General features: G+C 61.6%; 13 protein-coding genes. 8 read left to right on the plus strand and 5 right to left on the minus strand.

Translation table 11 applies throughout. From position 1 onward, the window contains the following. Window positions 1–13 precede the first annotated feature (13 nt). The 5 genes from parE (at window position 14) to PspCFBP13508_RS17075 (ending at window position 6,599) form a co-directional block, all read left to right on the plus strand. Window positions 14–1,921 (plus strand): DNA topoisomerase IV subunit B, encoded by a 1,908-nt coding sequence (gene parE / locus PspCFBP13508_RS17055; RefSeq protein WP_024011346.1) that lies wholly within the window; start codon window positions 14–16, stop codon window positions 1,919–1,921. Next, complete coding sequence (locus tag PspCFBP13508_RS17060) at window positions 1,921–2,910, plus strand: esterase-like activity of phytase family protein (RefSeq protein ID WP_122881201.1); 990 nt, start codon at window positions 1,921–1,923, stop codon at window positions 2,908–2,910. The genes parE and PspCFBP13508_RS17060 overlap by 1 nt, the downstream gene beginning before the upstream one ends. After that, window positions 2,907–3,431: a TIGR02281 family clan AA aspartic protease gene (locus PspCFBP13508_RS17065; RefSeq protein ID WP_071174225.1), complete on the plus strand. Its 525-nt coding sequence runs from the start codon at window positions 2,907–2,909 to the stop codon at window positions 3,429–3,431. The genes PspCFBP13508_RS17060 and PspCFBP13508_RS17065 overlap by 4 nt, the downstream gene beginning before the upstream one ends. A 7-nt stretch (window positions 3,432–3,438) precedes the next feature. Next, window positions 3,439–5,703: a DNA topoisomerase IV subunit A gene (gene parC, locus PspCFBP13508_RS17070; RefSeq protein ID WP_137215187.1), complete on the plus strand. Its 2,265-nt coding sequence runs from the start codon at window positions 3,439–3,441 to the stop codon at window positions 5,701–5,703. Between the two features lie 185 nt (window positions 5,704–5,888). Continuing rightward, window positions 5,889–6,599 carry a PqiC family protein gene (locus PspCFBP13508_RS17075; protein ID WP_137215188.1) on the plus strand — a complete coding sequence of 237 codons (711 nt, stop codon included), beginning with the start codon at window positions 5,889–5,891 and terminating at the stop codon, window positions 6,597–6,599. A gap of 347 nt (window positions 6,600–6,946) precedes the next feature. Here PspCFBP13508_RS17075 and PspCFBP13508_RS17080 read toward each other — a convergent pair whose 3' ends face one another. Continuing rightward, window positions 6,947–8,458: an AhpA/YtjB family protein gene (locus PspCFBP13508_RS17080; RefSeq protein WP_137215189.1), complete on the minus strand. Its 1,512-nt coding sequence runs from the start codon at window positions 8,456–8,458 to the stop codon at window positions 6,947–6,949. A gap of 134 nt (window positions 8,459–8,592) precedes the next feature. On the opposite strand from PspCFBP13508_RS17080, the gene serB reads away from it, so the two are divergent. Beyond that, a complete protein-coding gene (gene serB / locus PspCFBP13508_RS17085; protein WP_041477650.1) occupies window positions 8,593–9,807 on the plus strand; it encodes a phosphoserine phosphatase SerB in 1,215 nt (404 codons plus the stop codon). 104 nt (window positions 9,808–9,911) lie between these two features. Here serB and PspCFBP13508_RS17095 read toward each other — a convergent pair whose 3' ends face one another. From PspCFBP13508_RS17095 to PspCFBP13508_RS17110, 4 genes are all read right to left on the minus strand, one after another. Beyond that, a complete protein-coding gene (locus PspCFBP13508_RS17095; RefSeq protein ID WP_137215191.1) occupies window positions 9,912–11,660 on the minus strand; it encodes a molecular chaperone in 1,749 nt (582 codons plus the stop codon). 66 nt (window positions 11,661–11,726) lie between these two features. After that, complete coding sequence (asd, locus tag PspCFBP13508_RS17100; protein WP_024011354.1) at window positions 11,727–12,587, minus strand: archaetidylserine decarboxylase; 861 nt, start codon at window positions 12,585–12,587, stop codon at window positions 11,727–11,729. A 9-nt stretch (window positions 12,588–12,596) separates the two neighbouring features. Further along, on the minus strand, window positions 12,597–13,421 hold the full coding sequence (gene rhdA, locus PspCFBP13508_RS17105) for a thiosulfate sulfurtransferase (protein ID WP_137215192.1): 825 nt from the start codon (window positions 13,419–13,421) through the stop codon (window positions 12,597–12,599). A 42-nt stretch (window positions 13,422–13,463) separates the two neighbouring features. Further along, window positions 13,464–15,002: an HDOD domain-containing protein gene (locus tag PspCFBP13508_RS17110; protein ID WP_137215193.1), complete on the minus strand. Its 1,539-nt coding sequence runs from the start codon at window positions 15,000–15,002 to the stop codon at window positions 13,464–13,466. Between the two features lie 166 nt (window positions 15,003–15,168). Here PspCFBP13508_RS17110 and motA point away from each other — a divergent pair, with 166 nt between their 5' ends. Then, entirely contained in the window at window positions 15,169–16,020 is an 852-nt protein-coding gene (gene motA / locus PspCFBP13508_RS17115; protein WP_024011357.1) for a flagellar motor stator protein MotA, read from the plus strand. Window positions 16,021–16,023: 3 nt separating this feature from the next. After that, complete coding sequence (gene motB / locus PspCFBP13508_RS17120) at window positions 16,024–17,064, plus strand: flagellar motor protein MotB (protein ID WP_137215194.1); 1,041 nt, start codon at window positions 16,024–16,026, stop codon at window positions 17,062–17,064. The last annotated feature ends 23 nt before the right edge of the window (window positions 17,065–17,087 follow it).

Genomic DNA, 17,087 nt, shown 5'->3' on the forward strand with positions numbered 1-17,087 from the left:
ACGACGAGACCTTATGGCCACTCCCAGCGCTAGTTCTTATAACGCCGACGCCATCGAAGTCCTCTCGGGCCTCGACCCGGTGCGCAAACGCCCCGGCATGTACACCGACACCAGTCGGCCGAACCACCTCGCCCAGGAAGTCATCGACAACAGCGTCGACGAAGCCCTGGCCGGCCACGCCAAATCGGTGCAGGTCATCCTGCACGCCGACCATTCGCTGGAAGTCAGCGACGACGGCCGTGGCATGCCGGTCGACATTCACCCGGAAGAGGGTGTGTCCGGCGTCGAGCTGATCCTCACCAAGCTGCACGCGGGCGGCAAGTTTTCCAACAAGAATTACCAGTTCTCCGGCGGTCTGCACGGCGTGGGTATTTCCGTGGTCAACGCGCTGTCCACCGAAGTGCGCGTTCGCGTCAAACGTGACGGCAACGAATACCAGATGACCTTCAAGGACGGCTTCAAGGCCTCCGAGCTGGAAATCGTCGGCACCGTCGGCAAGCGCAACACCGGCACCAGCGTGTACTTCGCGCCGGACCCGAAATACTTCGACTCACCGAAATTTTCCATCAGCCGCCTCAAGCACGTGCTCAAGGCCAAGGCTGTGTTGTGCCCGGGGCTGCTGGTCAGCTTCGAGGACAAAGGCACCGGCGAGAAAGTCGAGTGGCATTACGAAGACGGCCTGCGTTCTTATCTGGTTGATGCGGTCAGCGAATTCGAACGTCTGCCGAACGAGCCGTTCTGCGGCGCTTTCGCCGGTAATAAGGAAGCGGTCGACTGGGCGCTGCTGTGGCTGCCGGAAGGTGGCGACGCGGTGCAGGAAAGCTACGTCAACCTGATCCCGACCGCGCAGGGCGGCACGCACGTCAACGGTCTGCGTCAGGGCCTGCTCGATGCGATGCGCGAGTTCTGCGAATTCCGCAGCCTGCTGCCGCGCGGCGTGAAACTCGCGCCGGAAGACGTCTGGGAGCGCATCGCTTTCGTCTTGTCGATGAAGATGCAGGAACCGCAATTCTCCGGCCAGACCAAAGAGCGTCTGTCTTCCCGTGAAGCGGCGGCGTTCGTCTCCGGTGTGGTGAAAGACGCTTTCAGCCTGTGGCTCAACGCCAACCCGGAAACCGGTCTGGCCCTGGCCGAACTGGCGATCAATAACGCCGGTCGTCGCCTCAAGGCGAGCAAGAAAGTCGAGCGCAAACGCGTCACTCAAGGCCCGGCATTGCCGGGCAAACTGGCTGACTGCGCCGGGCAGGACCCGATGCGTTCCGAGCTGTTCCTGGTCGAGGGTGACTCCGCCGGCGGTTCGGCCAAGCAAGCGCGGGACAAGGAGTTCCAGGCGATCCTGCCGTTGCGCGGCAAGATCCTCAACACCTGGGAAGTCGACGGCAGCGAAGTGCTCGCCAGCCAGGAAGTGCACAACATCGCCGTGGCCATCGGCGTCGATCCGGGCGCGGCGGACATGAGCCAGCTGCGCTACGGCAAGATCTGCATCCTCGCCGACGCCGACTCCGACGGTCTGCACATCGCCACTTTGTTGTGTGCGCTGTTCGTCCAGCATTTCCGCCCGTTGGTGGATGCCGGTCACGTCTATGTGGCGATGCCGCCGCTGTACCGTATCGACCTCGGCAAAGAGATTTACTACGCCCTCGACGAGGCCGAGCGCGACGGTATTCTCGATCGCCTGGTGGCCGAGAAGAAACGCGGCAAGCCGCAGGTCACCCGATTCAAGGGTCTGGGCGAAATGAATCCGCCGCAACTGCGTGAAACCACCATGGACCCGAACACTCGGCGTCTGGTGCAGTTGACGCTGGGCGAAGACTTCGCCGAAACCTCGGAAATGATGGACATGCTGCTGGCGAAGAAACGCGCCGGTGACCGCAAATCCTGGCTGGAATCCAAAGGCAACCTCGCCGAGGTGCTGGCCTGATGCAGTTTGGCTGGGCCTTGGCGGGTGCGTTGCTGCTGAGTGCGCTGAGCGTGTCGGCCGAGCCGCTGCAACAATTGCGGCTGCTTTCCGAACACCCGGTCGAAGGCATGCGCGGCGGTAACCTGTCGGGTCTGGCCATGTGCGGCAATGAGCTGTGGACGGTTTCCGATCGCGATGACGAGCAGATCTATCGGCTCGATACCCGTGATCCGGTCTGGCAGGCGCAAACCGTGCACATCGACGTGCCGCCCGTGCCGGAGAGCGGCTTGCCGTGGGGTTTGAGTTCGCGCACCTGGGCTGCATCGTTCATTCGCGGTGGCGATCTGGATTTTGAGGGCATCAGTTGCGACAGCGTAGGCAATCGCTACATCGTCAGTGAGGCCCATGCGGCGGTGTTGCAGGTGCCGGTCAGTGGCCCGGCGAACTGGCTGAAAATCTCGCCGCTGCTGGTTCGCGAAGCGCGGGCGAGCGGCCTGCTGCTGAAGTTCAATTCGATCTTCGAAGGCCTGGCGATCAACCCGGCCGGTGATCAGATATGGCTGGCCGCCGAACGGCAAAAGCGCGGTTTGCTGCTGATCAAGCGCCAGCAGACGGTGTGGGATTGTGACGGTCGCTGTGTGCTGCTCAGTGAGGGCGGCAAGGAGATGCAGCCGCCACAGTTTCCGAAAGCGAAAGCGGTTCATCGCGACTTTTCCGACATTTCGTTGTTTAACGGCAAGCTGTTTACCCTTGAACGCAACGCTTTCGAGATCTGCCGTCGCGATGCACAGACGGCCAAAGTCGAGCAATGCTGGTCGTATGCCGGCGAACTGTTGCAGGAACAACGTCGCTACTCGCAGAACTACGGACTGGAGGAAGCGCTGATCATTGATGCCGAAGGTGCGTGGATCGGCGTCGACAACAATTTTGGCCCGCGTGCTGATGGCGAAGTCCGCCCGGTGGTCTGGCGCTTTGCCGCGCCGGACGGTGGCTGGAGTGCCAGGCCATGAGCCAGCAACCGCCGGGCAAGCGTGCCGGTCGGGTGTTGATGATCCTCGCCTGGTGCGCGGCGCTGTTTCTCGCGACGCGGTTTTTCGGTCAGTGGGAACAGCGCCAGCAGAACCCGAATATCGTGGTCACGTCGGAGCAGGGCGAAGGTTTTATCGAAGTGAAACTGGCGAGCAATGCCCAAGGGCATTTTGTCGCCAGCGGCCAGATCAACGGCGAACCGGTCGAGTTCATGCTCGACACCGGCGCGACCGATGTGGCGATCCCGGCGGATCTGGCCAAGCGTTTGAAGCTGCAAGAAGGTTTCGGCGTGACCCTGAGCACGGCCAACGGCCTGAGCCAGGGCTATCGAACGAAGATTGCCCGCCTGCAATTGGGCGACATCGTCCTGCGCGATGTCCGCGCACTGGTGGCGCCGGGGCTGCATGGCGATCAGGTGCTGCTCGGCATGAGCGCTCTGAACAAACTTGAATTTACCCAGCGCGGTGGCACCATGCTGCTGCGCCAGACAACGAACCGATGAGGCCCGCATGAGCGACTCCCTTGATCTCAGCCTGGACGGTGTAGAACGCCGATCGCTGGCTGACTTCACCGAAAATGCCTACCTCAACTACTCCATGTACGTGATCATGGACCGTGCCTTGCCGCATATCGGCGACGGCCTGAAACCGGTACAGCGGCGTATCGTCTACGCCATGAGCGAGCTGGGGCTGGACGCCGATTCCAAGCACAAGAAATCGGCGCGTACCGTCGGCGACGTGCTCGGCAAGTTCCATCCCCACGGCGATTCGGCGTGCTACGAAGCGATGGTGCTGATGGCGCAGCCGTTCAGCTATCGCTACACGCTGGTCGACGGCCAGGGCAACTGGGGTGCGCCGGATGATCCCAAGTCCTTCGCCGCCATGCGTTACACCGAAGCGCGGTTGTCGCGCTATTCCGAAGTGCTGCTCAGCGAGCTGGGCCAGGGCACCGCTGACTGGGGGCCGAACTTCGACGGCACCCTGCAGGAGCCGCTGGTATTACCGGCGCGCCTGCCGAACATTCTGCTCAACGGCACCACGGGTATCGCCGTGGGCATGGCCACCGATGTGCCGCCGCACAACCTGCGTGAAGTCGCCACCGCCTGCGTGCGTCTGCTCGATGAGCCGAAAGCCACGGTCGAACAGCTCTGCGAGCATATTCAAGGCCCGGACTATCCGACCGAAGCGGAAATCATCACGCCGCGTGCCGACCTACTGAAGATGTACGAAACCGGCAAAGGCTCGGTGCGCATGCGCGCCGTGTGCCACGTCGAGGACGGCGACATCATCGTTACCGCGCTGCCGCATCAGGTCTCCGGCGCCAAAGTGCTGGAGCAGATTGCCGCGCTGATGCAGGCCAAACCGTCGAAAGCGCCGCAGATCGCCGATCTGCGTGACGAATCCGACCACGAAAACCCCTGCCGCATCGTAATCATTCCGGTCAACAGCCGCGTCGATCACGAAGCGCTGATGCAGCACCTGTTCGCCAGCACCGAGCTGGAGTCGACCTACCGGGTCAACGTCAACATCATCGGTCTGGACGGCAAGCCGCAGCTGAAAAACCTGCGCGCGCTGCTGGTCGAATGGCTGGAATTCCGCGTGCTGACCGTGCGCCGCCGCCTGCAATTCCGCCTCGACAAGGTCGAGCGTCGTCTGCACCTGTTGGACGGTTTGTTGATTGCCTACCTCAACCTGGATGAAGTGATCCACATCATCCGTACCGAGGAACATCCGAAAGCCAAACTGATCGAGCGTTTCGCCCTCAGCGAGATTCAGGCCGACTACATCCTCGACACCCGCCTGCGTCAGTTGGCGCGACTGGAAGAAATGAAGCTGCGCGATGAGCAGGATGAACTGCTCAAGGAACAAGCCAAGCTGCAAGCTCTGCTGGGCAGCGAAGCCAAGCTGAAAAAACTGGTGCGCACCGAGCTGCTCAAAGACGCCGAAACCTACGGCGACGACCGTCGTTCGCCAATCGTCGAACGCGCCGAAGCCAAGGCGCTGAGCGAACACGATCTGCTGCCGAACGAGAAAGTCACTGTCGTGCTGTCGGAAAAAGGCTGGGTGCGTTCGGCCAAGGGCCATGACATCGACGCCACCGGTCTGTCGTACAAGGCCGGCGATGGCTTCAAGACCTCGGCGGCGGGGCGCTCCAACCAATTTGTCGTGTTCATCGACTCCACCGGCCGCAGCTATTCGGTTGCTGCGCATACCTTGCCGTCGGCCCGTGGTCAGGGCGAACCGTTGACCGGCCGTCTGACGCCGCCACCGGGCGCCTCGTTCGAATGCGTGCTGATGCCTGAAGACGATGCGCTGTACGTGATTGCCTCCGATGCCGGTTATGGCTTCGTGGTCAAAGGCGAAGACCTGCAAGCGAAGAACAAGGCTGGCAAGGCGCTGTTGAGCTTGCCGAACAACGCCAAGGTCATCGCGCCGCGCCCTGTGGCCGATCGTGAGCAGAACTGGCTGGCCTCGGTCACGACCGAAGGTCGCCTGCTGATCTTCAAAATCAGCGATCTGCCACAATTGGGTAAGGGCAAAGGCAACAAGATCATCGGTATATCCGGTGAGCGCGTGGCCAGTCGCGAAGAATATGTCACGGACATCGCCGTCCTGCCGGAAGGCGCCACCCTGGTGTTGCAGGCTGGCAAACGGACCCTGTCACTGAAAGCCGACGACCTCGAGCACTACAAAGGTGAGCGTGGACGGCGCGGAAACAAACTTCCGCGGGGCTTCCAGAGGGTGGATGCGCTGCTCGTCGAAAACCTCAATTAGACGAGAACGCCTTACTAGAGCGTTCGATCTGCGATTAAACGCGTAGATCGACGCTTTGGCGCTGGAGTCGGAACGCATATTCACGGATGATATGGCCTTTCAAGCGCCGGCGTGGCCGAGCGTTCTTCATATTTATTGAGTATTTTCACTGTGGTCAGCCTTGTGGCGGCCACCTGGACGGGATGATGACTGCTCTACGCCCCCTTATTTTGTTGCTCGCCGGCGTTCTTGGCCTGGCGGGTTGCAGCGTTCACCAGCCGGTGTCGCTGTACCAACTGGACAGCGGAAGTCCGGTTCAGCCTGCGCAAAGCGCGGGCATGGCGGTTTTGCTGGGGCCGGTAGTCGTTGCCGATTACCTTCAGCGTGAGACCCTGCTGCAACGTCAACCGGACGGCAGCCTGCAAGCGGCGACCGACGGTCGTTGGGCTGGCAGCCTTTCGTCGGATATCGATCAGTTGCTGATGCGTCAGGTCGCCGGTCACCTGGACAGCCAGCGTGTGGTACTGGCGCCTGCTACCGCCGGGTTCACGCCGGATGTGCAGGTGTTGCTGACCATCACCCGTCTGGATTCCGGGGCAAAACAGCCGGCGATTCTCGATGCGCAGTGGCGTTTGATCGATCGTCGCGGCAAGGTGCGAGATAATCGCATCATTCACCTGCAGGAAACGCACGCCGGCAGCACCGCGTCCCAGGTGCAGGCGCAGGGGATTCTGTTGCAGCGTCTGGCCGAGCAGCTGTCGGTGGCGCTCAAGCCACTGGCCAACCAGCCGCCAGTGGCCGAGGCACCGCGCAAGGCCGCGCCGAAACCCGCAGCGCCAGCGGCGGATGCCGAGAAGCAGCCGAAGATTCCGATGGCCTCGCCGATTCGTACCGATATGGAAGTGTTTCGCTTCTGAGGCTGGAACGCGTCAGAACAGAGCCCGCCTTGTGCGGGCTTTGTTGTGTCTGGAGGTGGGGTGGAAGATCCAAAGCCCCTCACCCTAACCCTCTCCCGGAGGGAGAGGGGACCGATTGGGGGATATTCGAGAGCTACACCGACGTGAACGCGCGGAGGTGAATCCATAATCGCCAAGATCTGTCAGGTCGACATATGGCGCCAGACACCTCGGTCGGTCCCCTCTCCCTCCGGGAGAGGGCTAGGGTGAGGGGCTTTTCAGGGATGCGCACGATTCCAATAACACCGCGCACAAAAAAGCCCGCAGACAATCACTCGTCTGCGGGCTTTTGCGTACGGGCCTAAGCCTTACGCCCGGCGCTCATGCATCCGCGCCAGTTGCCGTTCCAGCATCGACGGATACGGCTCCATCAACCGCTCCACACAGCAAGCGCCCTCAGGGCTGGCGATCGGCCGGATCCGCGCACGCTGGCGGATCAACGCGTCATCGCTGATCTTGCGTTCAACCAGCAGCAGATTGCGGCTGTGTTGCGACAAGGCCAGTGCATCCTGAGCCGAATCGGTCAGCAGCAGATCAATCTGGCTCAGACCGAACAACTCATCGCCCAAGGTCAGGCCCAACTGCAATTGCAGGGTGATGCCGCTGTCCGCGACCTCGATCTGCAACTGGTGCCCAAGCGCGCGCAGCAGTTCGCCGCAGCAGATGGCATTGGTCAGGTAATCGTCGCCGCAATCTTCGGTGTGGAACAGCAACAGCGTGCTGCCATCGTTGAGGGTTTCGATTTCGCCCTGATACAGCGAAGCAGCCTGCTCAAGGCAGTCGCGATAGCGTTCCTGCAATTCTTCCAGACGTGCGCGAGGCAAACGACGCAATTGTTCCTGCGAGCCCAGTTGCACGGCCAGTACGGCAGTGTGCTGTGGCACGTCAGGGCTCGGTTTGCGCGTGAGCGGTTGGACGGCGCCATTGAGCGATTCGTCGCGCAGCTCGGCGAAGGCGTCATCATCGTCATCGTCTTCGACCGTGCTGACCAAATGACGCGGCGCCGGTTTCTTCGCGGCCAGCGGGCGGCTTTCGTCGAAACTTGGATCGCGCAGGTTACGCACTTCGAATTCCGGCTCGTCTTCTTCCTCGGCGAATTCCGGCTCGGGTTCGGGCTCAGGCTCCGGTTCCGGGGCGTAGCTGGCGTGCAGCTGGCGCGCCAGATCGCCGATTTCATCCTGGCGATCGATGCCCGGTGTATGCGCGTCGATGCGGCGCAGCCACACACGCAATTGCAGCAACGGCGTCGACAGATAACGGCCCATGCGCAGGCTCAGGGCCAGCGACAGTGCCAGCAGAATCGCGCTCAGAATGCCCATGCTTTGCAGGCTGATGGTCATTGGCTGCTGGAACTGATCCATGTCCAGGCTGATGCGCAGTTGCCCGGCCGTCACGTCCTGGAAAGTGATCTTGCTCTCGTACATGCCCTCCGCTTCGCCCAGCAGGCTGTGCTTGGGACGCTGACCGGACTCGGCGAGGATGCGGTTGTCCACACTGTAGATTGCCGCGTGGGCGACCAGTTTGTTCTTGGTCAGATTGTTGAGCAGCACGTTGAGGCTGAGGATGTCGTTGGACACCAGCAGCTCGGTGGCGGAGGTGGCGGTCTGCGTGGTCAGGCTTTCGCCCAGCGCATCGGCCTGCTCGTGCATGGCCTGCTTGAATTGCAGCCCCATCACCCCGGCATAGATCACCAGGGCCAGAGCGACCAGGATCACGTTGTGGCTGGCAATGCGCAATGCAATCGGTACACGGCGATGGCGCAGTGCACGGAAGATCAGCAGGAAGAAGTTATCGGTTTTGACTGGCGTGGGCCGGTTCACTTGAGCTCGGCTCTTTGTCCGTGAAGTTGACGCGCAGTATAGCGACAGGCCCCAGACCGGCAAAGCGCTCGCGGTGCCCGATGGTCACTGAAAGTGGGTAGAATGCGGTTTTTTTCCAGTTGCGGGGGTGCGCGTTGCGCGAAATCGTCCTGATAAACATCACGGGAGTCGACCGTCCGGGTCTGACGGCGGCCATCACCGGTGTTCTGGCACAAGGTGGTGTGAACATTCTCGACATCGGTCAGGCGGTGATCCACGACACCCTGTCGTTCGGCATCCTGGTTGAAATTCCCGATTCCGAACAGGGCAAGTCAGTGCTCAAGGACATCCTGTTCAAGGGCTACGAACTGGATCAGCAAGTGCGCTTCACCCCGGTATCCGAAGAGGATTACCAGCAATGGGTGGGCAATCAGGGCAAGAAGCGCCACATCGTTACCCTGCTGACGCGAAAAGTCACCGCCGGCCAATTGCAGGCAGTCAGCGCAATTACCGCCAAATATGGCCTGAACATCGACCATATCGACCGTCTGTCGGGGCGCATGCCGCTGGACACACCGGCCGACAAGGGCAAGGGCTGCATCGAGTTTTCCGTGCGCGGTGAAGCGGCCGATCCGCAGGCCTTGCGCGCCGAATTCCTCAGCGTTGCCCAGGAATTGAACGTCGATATCGCCTTCCAGGAAGATTCGCTGTTCCGTCGCAACCGGCGACTGGCCGTGTTCGACATGGACTCGACGCTGATCGAAGCGGAAGTCATCGATGAGCTGGCCAAGGCGGCCGGTGTGGGTGATCGTGTTTCGGAAATCACCGAGCGCGCCATGGCCGGCGAACTGGATTTCCGCGCCAGCTTCAAGGAGCGTCTGGCGCTGCTCAAGGGCCTCGACGTCAGCGTGCTCGACTCGATCGGCGCCTCGCTGCGCCTGACCGAAGGCGCCGAAACCCTGTTCGCCGAACTCAAGCGCCTCGGCTACAAAACCGCCATCCTGTCCGGCGGCTTCACTTATTTCGCCAAGCAGCTGCAAGCCAGGCTTGGCATCGACTACGTGTTTGCCAACGAGCTGGAAGTGGTCGACGGCAAGTGCACCGGCGTGGCGATCGAGCCGATTGTCGATGCGCAGCGCAAGGCTGACTTGCTCAAGGAACTGGCGCACAAGGAAGGTCTGCGTCTGGAGCAGACCATTGCCGTCGGCGATGGCGCCAACGACTTGCCGATGCTGGCGATTGCCGGGCTGGGCGTGGCGTTCCGCGCCAAGCCGCTGGTCAAGCAGTCGGCGAAGCAGGCGATTTCAACGCTGGGGCTGGATGGCGTGTTGTATCTGCTGGGCTTCCGCGATCGCGACGGGCAGCTCTGAGATCTCCATAAGCTGATCTGGCCTCTTCGCGAGCAGGCTCGCTCCCACATTTGAACTGCATTTGAATGTGGGAGCGAGCCTGCTCGCGAAGGCCGCGCCTCGGTCTAGAGCGAATTCCACAACGAATCAAAATCCTCTTCGCCCCCGCCATTCTGCGCAGGATCCAGCGAGCGATAGGCGAACTGGTTGAAGCTGTGCGTACTCGCCACCCGCCGATCCAGCCCGGCGCGGTGTTCTTCGCCCTGGGTGTTGATCAACACCTTGTTGCCTTCCTGAAAGGGCAGGCGCGGCGCAAGTACGGTCGCTGGCAAATCGATCGCACTGATTTCCGGCAACAGCAAACCGCGCAAATACTGGCTGTGATCATCTTTCGTTCGCACCAGTTGCAAGCCGCACGGCTGCGCGTGTGGCGCGACCAGTTCAATGCCTATCTGCGTGCCGCTGCCGCGCACCTGGCGGATCCAGCGAATCACCGCAATGCTCCAGCCTTTGCCCTCGCTGTCCTGAATGCCGAGCATTTCCCCGGCCTGCAATTCGGCCGGCACTTCGCTCGGCCAGGCCAGGCAATAGCCGCCGGGGCTATGGTTGATCACCGGCAAGGCGTAAGTCGGATAATTCGGCGCGTTCCCTGGGCCTTCTTCTTCGCTCAACTGGTCGTACTGGATTTCCTCGTACGGCAACAGCTCATCGTTATTTTGCGGCGCAGCGTCGAACGCCTGACTCCAGCTGTCCTTTTCGCCGTTGGCCACCACGCTGCTGAAATTCGCCGCGCGAGCACCGGGATGTTTGAGCAACTCGCTGAAGGTGCGTTCGCCGCCGAGGTAGAAGTGCAGGGCGCTCATGCCAACGCACACGGTCAGCGTGCCCTGGCCGGCGATGCGCTGAAAGCTGCGTTCCGCAGCCTGGCCCCAGGTAGCGTGCAGATGTTGCAGGGTGTCGACGCTGAGGCCGGCGGAAACGGGCAGGGGCGTCGAGGTGGACTGGTGCAGCAAGTGCGTTTCGAGCTGTTTGACCAGCGGTTGCGGATCGAAGCCCAGCAGCCCGTTCTGTTGTTCGCTGCGAAACATCTTGCGGTAGCGCGGGCCGACATCGAGTTCCGGGCTGATGGCGAACAAACCGTCGTCGGCGCTGCCGGGATGCAGTTTGAGCAGGGCGCTCCACGGCTCGATCACCTCGGCCAGCCGGGCAATCTGGCTTTGACGCAATTGATTGCAACGGGCACTGCCCAATAGCAGTGCGGCGATGTAGGTCTGTTCGACGCTCAGTTCGCTGGTCAAAAAGGCCAGATCATCGCGCAGCCGCCGTTGTTGCAGCTGCAATTGCGCCGCGCTGCGATACAGCTGGTGCAATTCGAACCACACATGCTCGGGTGGAGAACTGTACAACTGCGTCGCACGCACCAGTTGCGCCTTCAGCGCGTGCGCGGCACGTTGCAAAGCGGTGCTGACCAGTGGCGCGCGATCCTTGCTGTATTTGGGCAGGATGCGCAGAACGATCTGTTTATAGCCGATGGCCAGCTGACCTTGCAGCGCCTGGCACAGGTTGCTGACCTTGCGCGAGCGCTCGTCGAGCATGATCGCCTGATGCAGAAAGTGCCGTTCCAGGTGCTGGCAGACGAAATACACCTCGGGCCGCAGCAACTCCAACAATTGCAGACGATTGTCGCTGGGAGTGAGCAACAGGTTCAGTTCGCCGAGGCCTTGATAGAGCAGGCGGGCGGTTTCGCCGATGTTGGCCTTGGGCAGGCCGGCGATCCAGCGCTTGAGGTCGCGCGGGCTGGCATCGCAAAACGACAGGCGTGTTTGCGTGGGAGTCGGAGCGCGCAGCTTGGGAGAGAAGAGGGTCTGGCTCATGACCAAAACCATAGCAGCAAATGCCGCAGTTTGCGGAAGCAGCCTCGGCTGCTTCCGCGAACAGGGTCACGCTTTTGGCAGTGCCAGACCTTGGCCCATCTGCACTGGCGAGCCGGCCACCAGTTCTTCGGCCCACTTCACCTGATCCGGACCAAACAGCACGATCGCCGTTGAACCGAGCTTGAAGCGCCCCAGTTCCGCGCCTTTTTCCAGATGAATCGGTGCGCGTGCGGCTTCGTCGTAGCGGAAGGTTTTCAGCTCGCGCTTCGGTGGTGTGACCAGACCGGCCCATACGGTTTCAATCGAAGCGACAATCATCGCGCCAACCAGCACCACGGCCATCGGCCCGCGTTCGGTGTCGAAAATGCACGCCACGCGCTCGTTGCGGGCGAACAGCTCCGGGACGTTTTCGGCAGTAGTCTGGTTCACCGAGAAAATGCGGCCCGGGATGTAGACCATTTCGCGCAGGGTGCCGGCCAGCGGCATGTGCACGCGGTGGTAGTCCTTCGGCGACAGGTAGATCGTGGCGAAATCGCCGCCCATGAACGGCGCTGCGTTGGCCGCATCACCGCCGAGCAATTCGAGCACGCTGAAACTGTGGCCCTTGGCCTGGAACACGCGACCGTGCTCGATCGGGCCGAGCTGGCTGACCGCACCGTCGGCCGGGCTGAGGATCGCGCCCGGAGTTTCGTCCAGTGGACGCGCGCCGTCTTTCAACGCACGCGTGAAGAACGCATTGAAGTGCTCGTAAGCGGTCAGGTCTTCGACCAGTGCTTGCGACATGTCCACTTGATAACGCTTGGCGAACCATTGGGTGAACGCATTCTTGAACCAGCGCACGCGGCATTCGGCGATGCAGCCGGCCAGGCGCGACAGCAGGTGATGCGGCAGCAGGTACTGGCTGAGGATAAACAGACGCTCTTTCATTAGTTGTCCTTAAAAACCTTGAATCTCGACTGGCGTGTCAGGGTGGTTGCCCCATTCGCCCCAGGAACCGGCGTAGCCCTTGACCCGCGGATAACCGAGGGATTTGGCCACCAGATAAGTGAAGCCCGACCGGTGATGGGTCTGGCAGTGGGTAATGATTTCCTTGTCCTTGGTGATCCCGAGGTTTTCGAGGATCTGCGGCATGTCACTGCGGATACGCAACTGACGAGTCTGGTCCATGCCGGCGGTCCATTCGAAATTGACCGCGCCGGGGATGTGGCCGCCCTTGGCGGCGAGGACTTTCTCGCCGGAATATTCCAGCGGCCCACGCGCGTCCCAGATCGCCAGATCGGCGGCGCCGAGACGGCTTTGCAGGTATTCGCGGGTGGCGGTCGGTTCGTCGTGCAGGGTCAGCGCCACCGGGCCACCGACGGCGGGGGGCACCTGGATCGACATCGGCATACCCTCCGCCAGCCAGGCCGGCAGACCACCGTCTATATAGTGGTACTTGTCGTGGCCAATGACATCGAGCAACCAGATGAAGCGCCCGGCCCAGCCACCGCCCTCATCGTCATACACCACGTAGACCGCGTCTTTGCGATGACCGAGCTCACCAAACAACGCTTCCAGATCGGCCTTCGCCGGCATCAGCCCCGGCGCCGGTGGCTGGCCGAGCTGGGTGCGTTTCGGGTCGACAAAACGTGCGCCGGGCAAGTGACCTTCGGCATACCGGGCAGGGCTGGTCAGGTCCACCAGGATCAGTTCCGGGGACTCCAGGCGCGGCAGCAGGTCGCTCGGCTCGATGACAAGCGGCAAGCCAGAGAAGTCAGACATGTGAGGTCTCCAGAGCACAAAGGGGAGGATTGTAGCGCAGGCTCATTGGCCGCGGCTGCTAAAGCTGTGCAGGGCTTTTTCGATGCACTGCGCAGTTTTGCCGAAGGCTTGCACAGTGATGTCGGCGAACGGCCCGCCACCCTGATCGGCAACGACGATCATGATCACCCGGCCGTTGTTGACCAGCGAACGCAGGAACAGATTTTCACCGCGAAACAGCGTGCGCAGGCTCGCTGGCAATAAGGCAGAGAATTGCCCGTTGTTCTCCGGTGTGATCCGCACCTGCGCCTGCTGAGCGAGCAGGCGTTGCAGGACTTTGCTCTGGCTGACGACAAAACTCAGCGCCGCCGCATCCTTCGGCAAACCGGCGGTCTGGTGCACGCGCAGGGTCGAGTGCGTGCGGTCGGCCATCAGAATCATCACCCGGCGCATGCCGCTGGCCACCAGTGCCTCGCGAGCGGCGACGGTCAGGCTCATGGCATTGGTGAAGCGGCTGGGCTCGGCGAGCAGTTCGGCGCATTGCCGACGCCACTGGCCCAGATCATCTGCATTCGGCGCTGCTGCCGGGAGCATGCCGGCCGGCAAGCGACGAACGCCCCAAGGCCAGATCAGCGAAACCGCCGGGTGCCACAGATCGGGCATCGCATGCTGACGCGCGCTGTTCGCTGCTTGCTGGTGCAACTGTTGTTGCACTTCGTCCATGGAAATCTGCAGATACAGGCTGGTCAGATACTGCCAGCGCTTACTGTGCGGACTGTCCCAGGCCTGTTGCGCCGACAGCGCCAGGCCGTTGGCGAGCAGCACGGTATTCGCCGGCTGGTTGAGCCAGCGGCGTAGCGTCGGATCATCGTCGAGGCGATTCTGCTGGCGCAGCGGGTGTTCGCTGTCGCGGGCAATCCGCAGCACTTTGACCAGTTCGCGTTGTTCGCCGAGCAGCAATTTGTAGCCTTGCTCGACCCAGATCGGCAGATGCCAGGCCTCGACCAGAGCCTCGGCAATCTTCAGCAAGCGCACGCCGAACAATTGCTTTTCGACCACCCGCGCCGACTCGCCCTTGTGGATCACCCGCAGTTCCCACTCCTCAAGCAACTGCGGATAGGTCAGTGCCAATGGCCACAGCGGCGACAAAAACAGCAGACTGCCCCAGTGGATGTCCTGCCACAGTCGCGCCAGACGACTGGCAAAAAAACCGTTGGCCTGCTGTGTCGCGTGTTGGCTGATCAGCTGCAACTGGCGCAAAGCCTTGGGGATCTGCCGGTGCGGTTCGGCGGGCAGGCGCGCGAGCAGTTCTTCGGTTCGCGCCAGGCCCAGGCGATTGATCGCCACCTCGAGATTTTCCGCCGGCGCGGCCATGGTGCCGTGGGTATGACGATTCGCCTCACGGATGATGCTCAAGGCCAGCGCCGGGCTGTCCTGCATCAGATCGGCGATGTCACGCAGCGAGCTGCGGTTGTCGCGGATCGCCCGGCAGACTTTGTCGTGAGCCTCTTGTGGTACGGGCAGGCGGACGCTGTCGAGCAGCTTGACCCAGCCGTCGAGGGTGGTCGGTTTTGCGTGTGGGACGTTCGTTTCATTAGCCATGTCTGGACGAGATCTTCACTGACTGTAGACGCGCCCGGCATGGGCTAAATTGGCTTTTCGCCTGAACTGGCTATAGTCTGGCGCAGTTTTGCCGATAAGTAGAAGAAGAGATTTTTTAACTTCCGAATATGACCTTGAACCCGACTTAAACAAGTACCTTCTACCTATGGCTAAAATTATCGGCATCATCGTCGTATTCGCGAGCGTGCTCGGCGGATACGTGCTCTCCCACGGCAAGATTGCCGCCCTGATCCAGCCCTTCGAGGTGATGATCATCGGCGGTGCGGCCCTCGGCGCGTTCCTTCAGGCCAACCCCGGTTACATGACGATGCACGTGCTCAAGAAATCCCTGAGCATGTTCGGTTCGCGCTTCACCCACACCTTCTACCTGGAAGTGCTCGGGCTGATCTACGAGATCCTCAACAAGAGCCGCCGCGAAGGCATGATGGCCATCGAAGGCGACATCGAAGATGCCGCCGCGAGCCCGATCTTCGCCAAGTACCCGGCGGTGCTCAAGGATGAACGCATGACCGCGTTCGTTTGCGATTACCTGCGCATCATGTCCTCCGGCAACATGGCTCCGCACGAACTGGAAGGCCTGTTCGACATGGAACTGTACAGCCTCAAGGAAGACCTCGAGCACCCATCCCACGCAGTCAACGGCATCGCCGACGGCATGCCCGGTTTCGGTATCGTTGCGGCGGTACTCGGTATCGTGGTGACCATGGCTTCGTTGGGCGAGGGCGACCAGGCGTCGATCGGTCTGCACGTGGGTGCGGCACTGGTCGGTACCTTCTTCGGTATTCTCGCGGCGTACGGTTTCTTTGGTCCGCTGGCACATTCCCTGGCCCACGATGCCAAGGAAGAGCTCAACGTCTACGAAGCCATCAAGGCCTCGCTGGTGGCTTCGGCGTCCGGCATGCCGCCGTCGCTGGCGGTCGAGTTCGGGCGCAAGGTTCTGTACCCGGCGCACCGTCCAAGCTTCGCCGAGCTGGAACAAGCGGTTCGCGGTCGCTAAGTCATGGAAAATAATCAGCCGATCATCGTCAAGCGCGTCAAGCGCATTGCCGCCGGGCACCACGGCGGGGCATGGAAAATCGCCTTCGCCGACTTTGCCACGGCGATGATGGCGTTCTTCCTGGTGCTGTGGCTGCTGTCCACTGCTACGCCGGAACAGAAGATCGCCATCGCCGGTTATTTCAAGGACCCGGTCGGCTTCTCCGAAAGCGGCACGCCGTACATCATCGACTTGGGTGGCACGCCGACCCTGGCGCCGGAAAACACCCTCAACCCGGAAGTGAAGTCGCAGCCACAGCCGGACAAGGTCACGGTCGACACCGATCAGGTTGAAGGCATGGCCGAGCAGGTCGAGAAGGAGCGTCTCGAACTGCTCCTGCAAGAACTGCAGAACAAGGTCGACGAGAACCCGCAACTGCAGAAGTTCAAGGATCAGATCCTCTTCGAAATTACGCCGAACGGCTTGCGCATCCAGATCATGGACGCCGAGAACCGACCGATGTTCGACTCAGGTTCCGCACGCCTGAAGCCGTACTTCGAAGACATTCTGCTGGCCATGGCTGACACCATCAAAGCGGTGCCGAACAAGATCAGCATCAGCGGCCACACCGACGCCAAGCCGTATATCGGCACTGGCGACTACGGCAACTGGGAGCTGTCGGCCAACCGTGCCAACGCCGCGCGTCGCGCATTGGTCGCCGGCAGCTATCCGGACGCGCAGGTGGCGCGGGTGGTCGGTTATGCCTCGTCGGCGTTGTTCGACCGGGAAAACCCGTTCAACCCGGTTAACCGCCGGATCGACATTGTCGTGCTGACCAAAAAAGCCCAGGCGGCGATTGAAGGTGCGCAGGGCCCTGAGGCGGCGAAACCGGCGGATCAGGGGCAGAACGGTGCTGCTCCGGCAGCCCCGGTTGATCCGGATGCGTTGCCGGCGGACAAGCAGCCAGTGCCGGCTCATGAGTTGCGCGAACGCTTGAATCTCTTTGATGACGCTGCGCCGAAGCCGGCTGAGCCGGGTGGGGCAGCGCCAGCGCCGAAGCAGTGATTTAAAAAGAAACCGACAGTGAT

Source organism: Pseudomonas sp. CFBP13508 (assembly GCF_005233515.1).
Taxonomy (GTDB): domain Bacteria; phylum Pseudomonadota; class Gammaproteobacteria; order Pseudomonadales; family Pseudomonadaceae; genus Aquipseudomonas; species Aquipseudomonas mercuritolerans.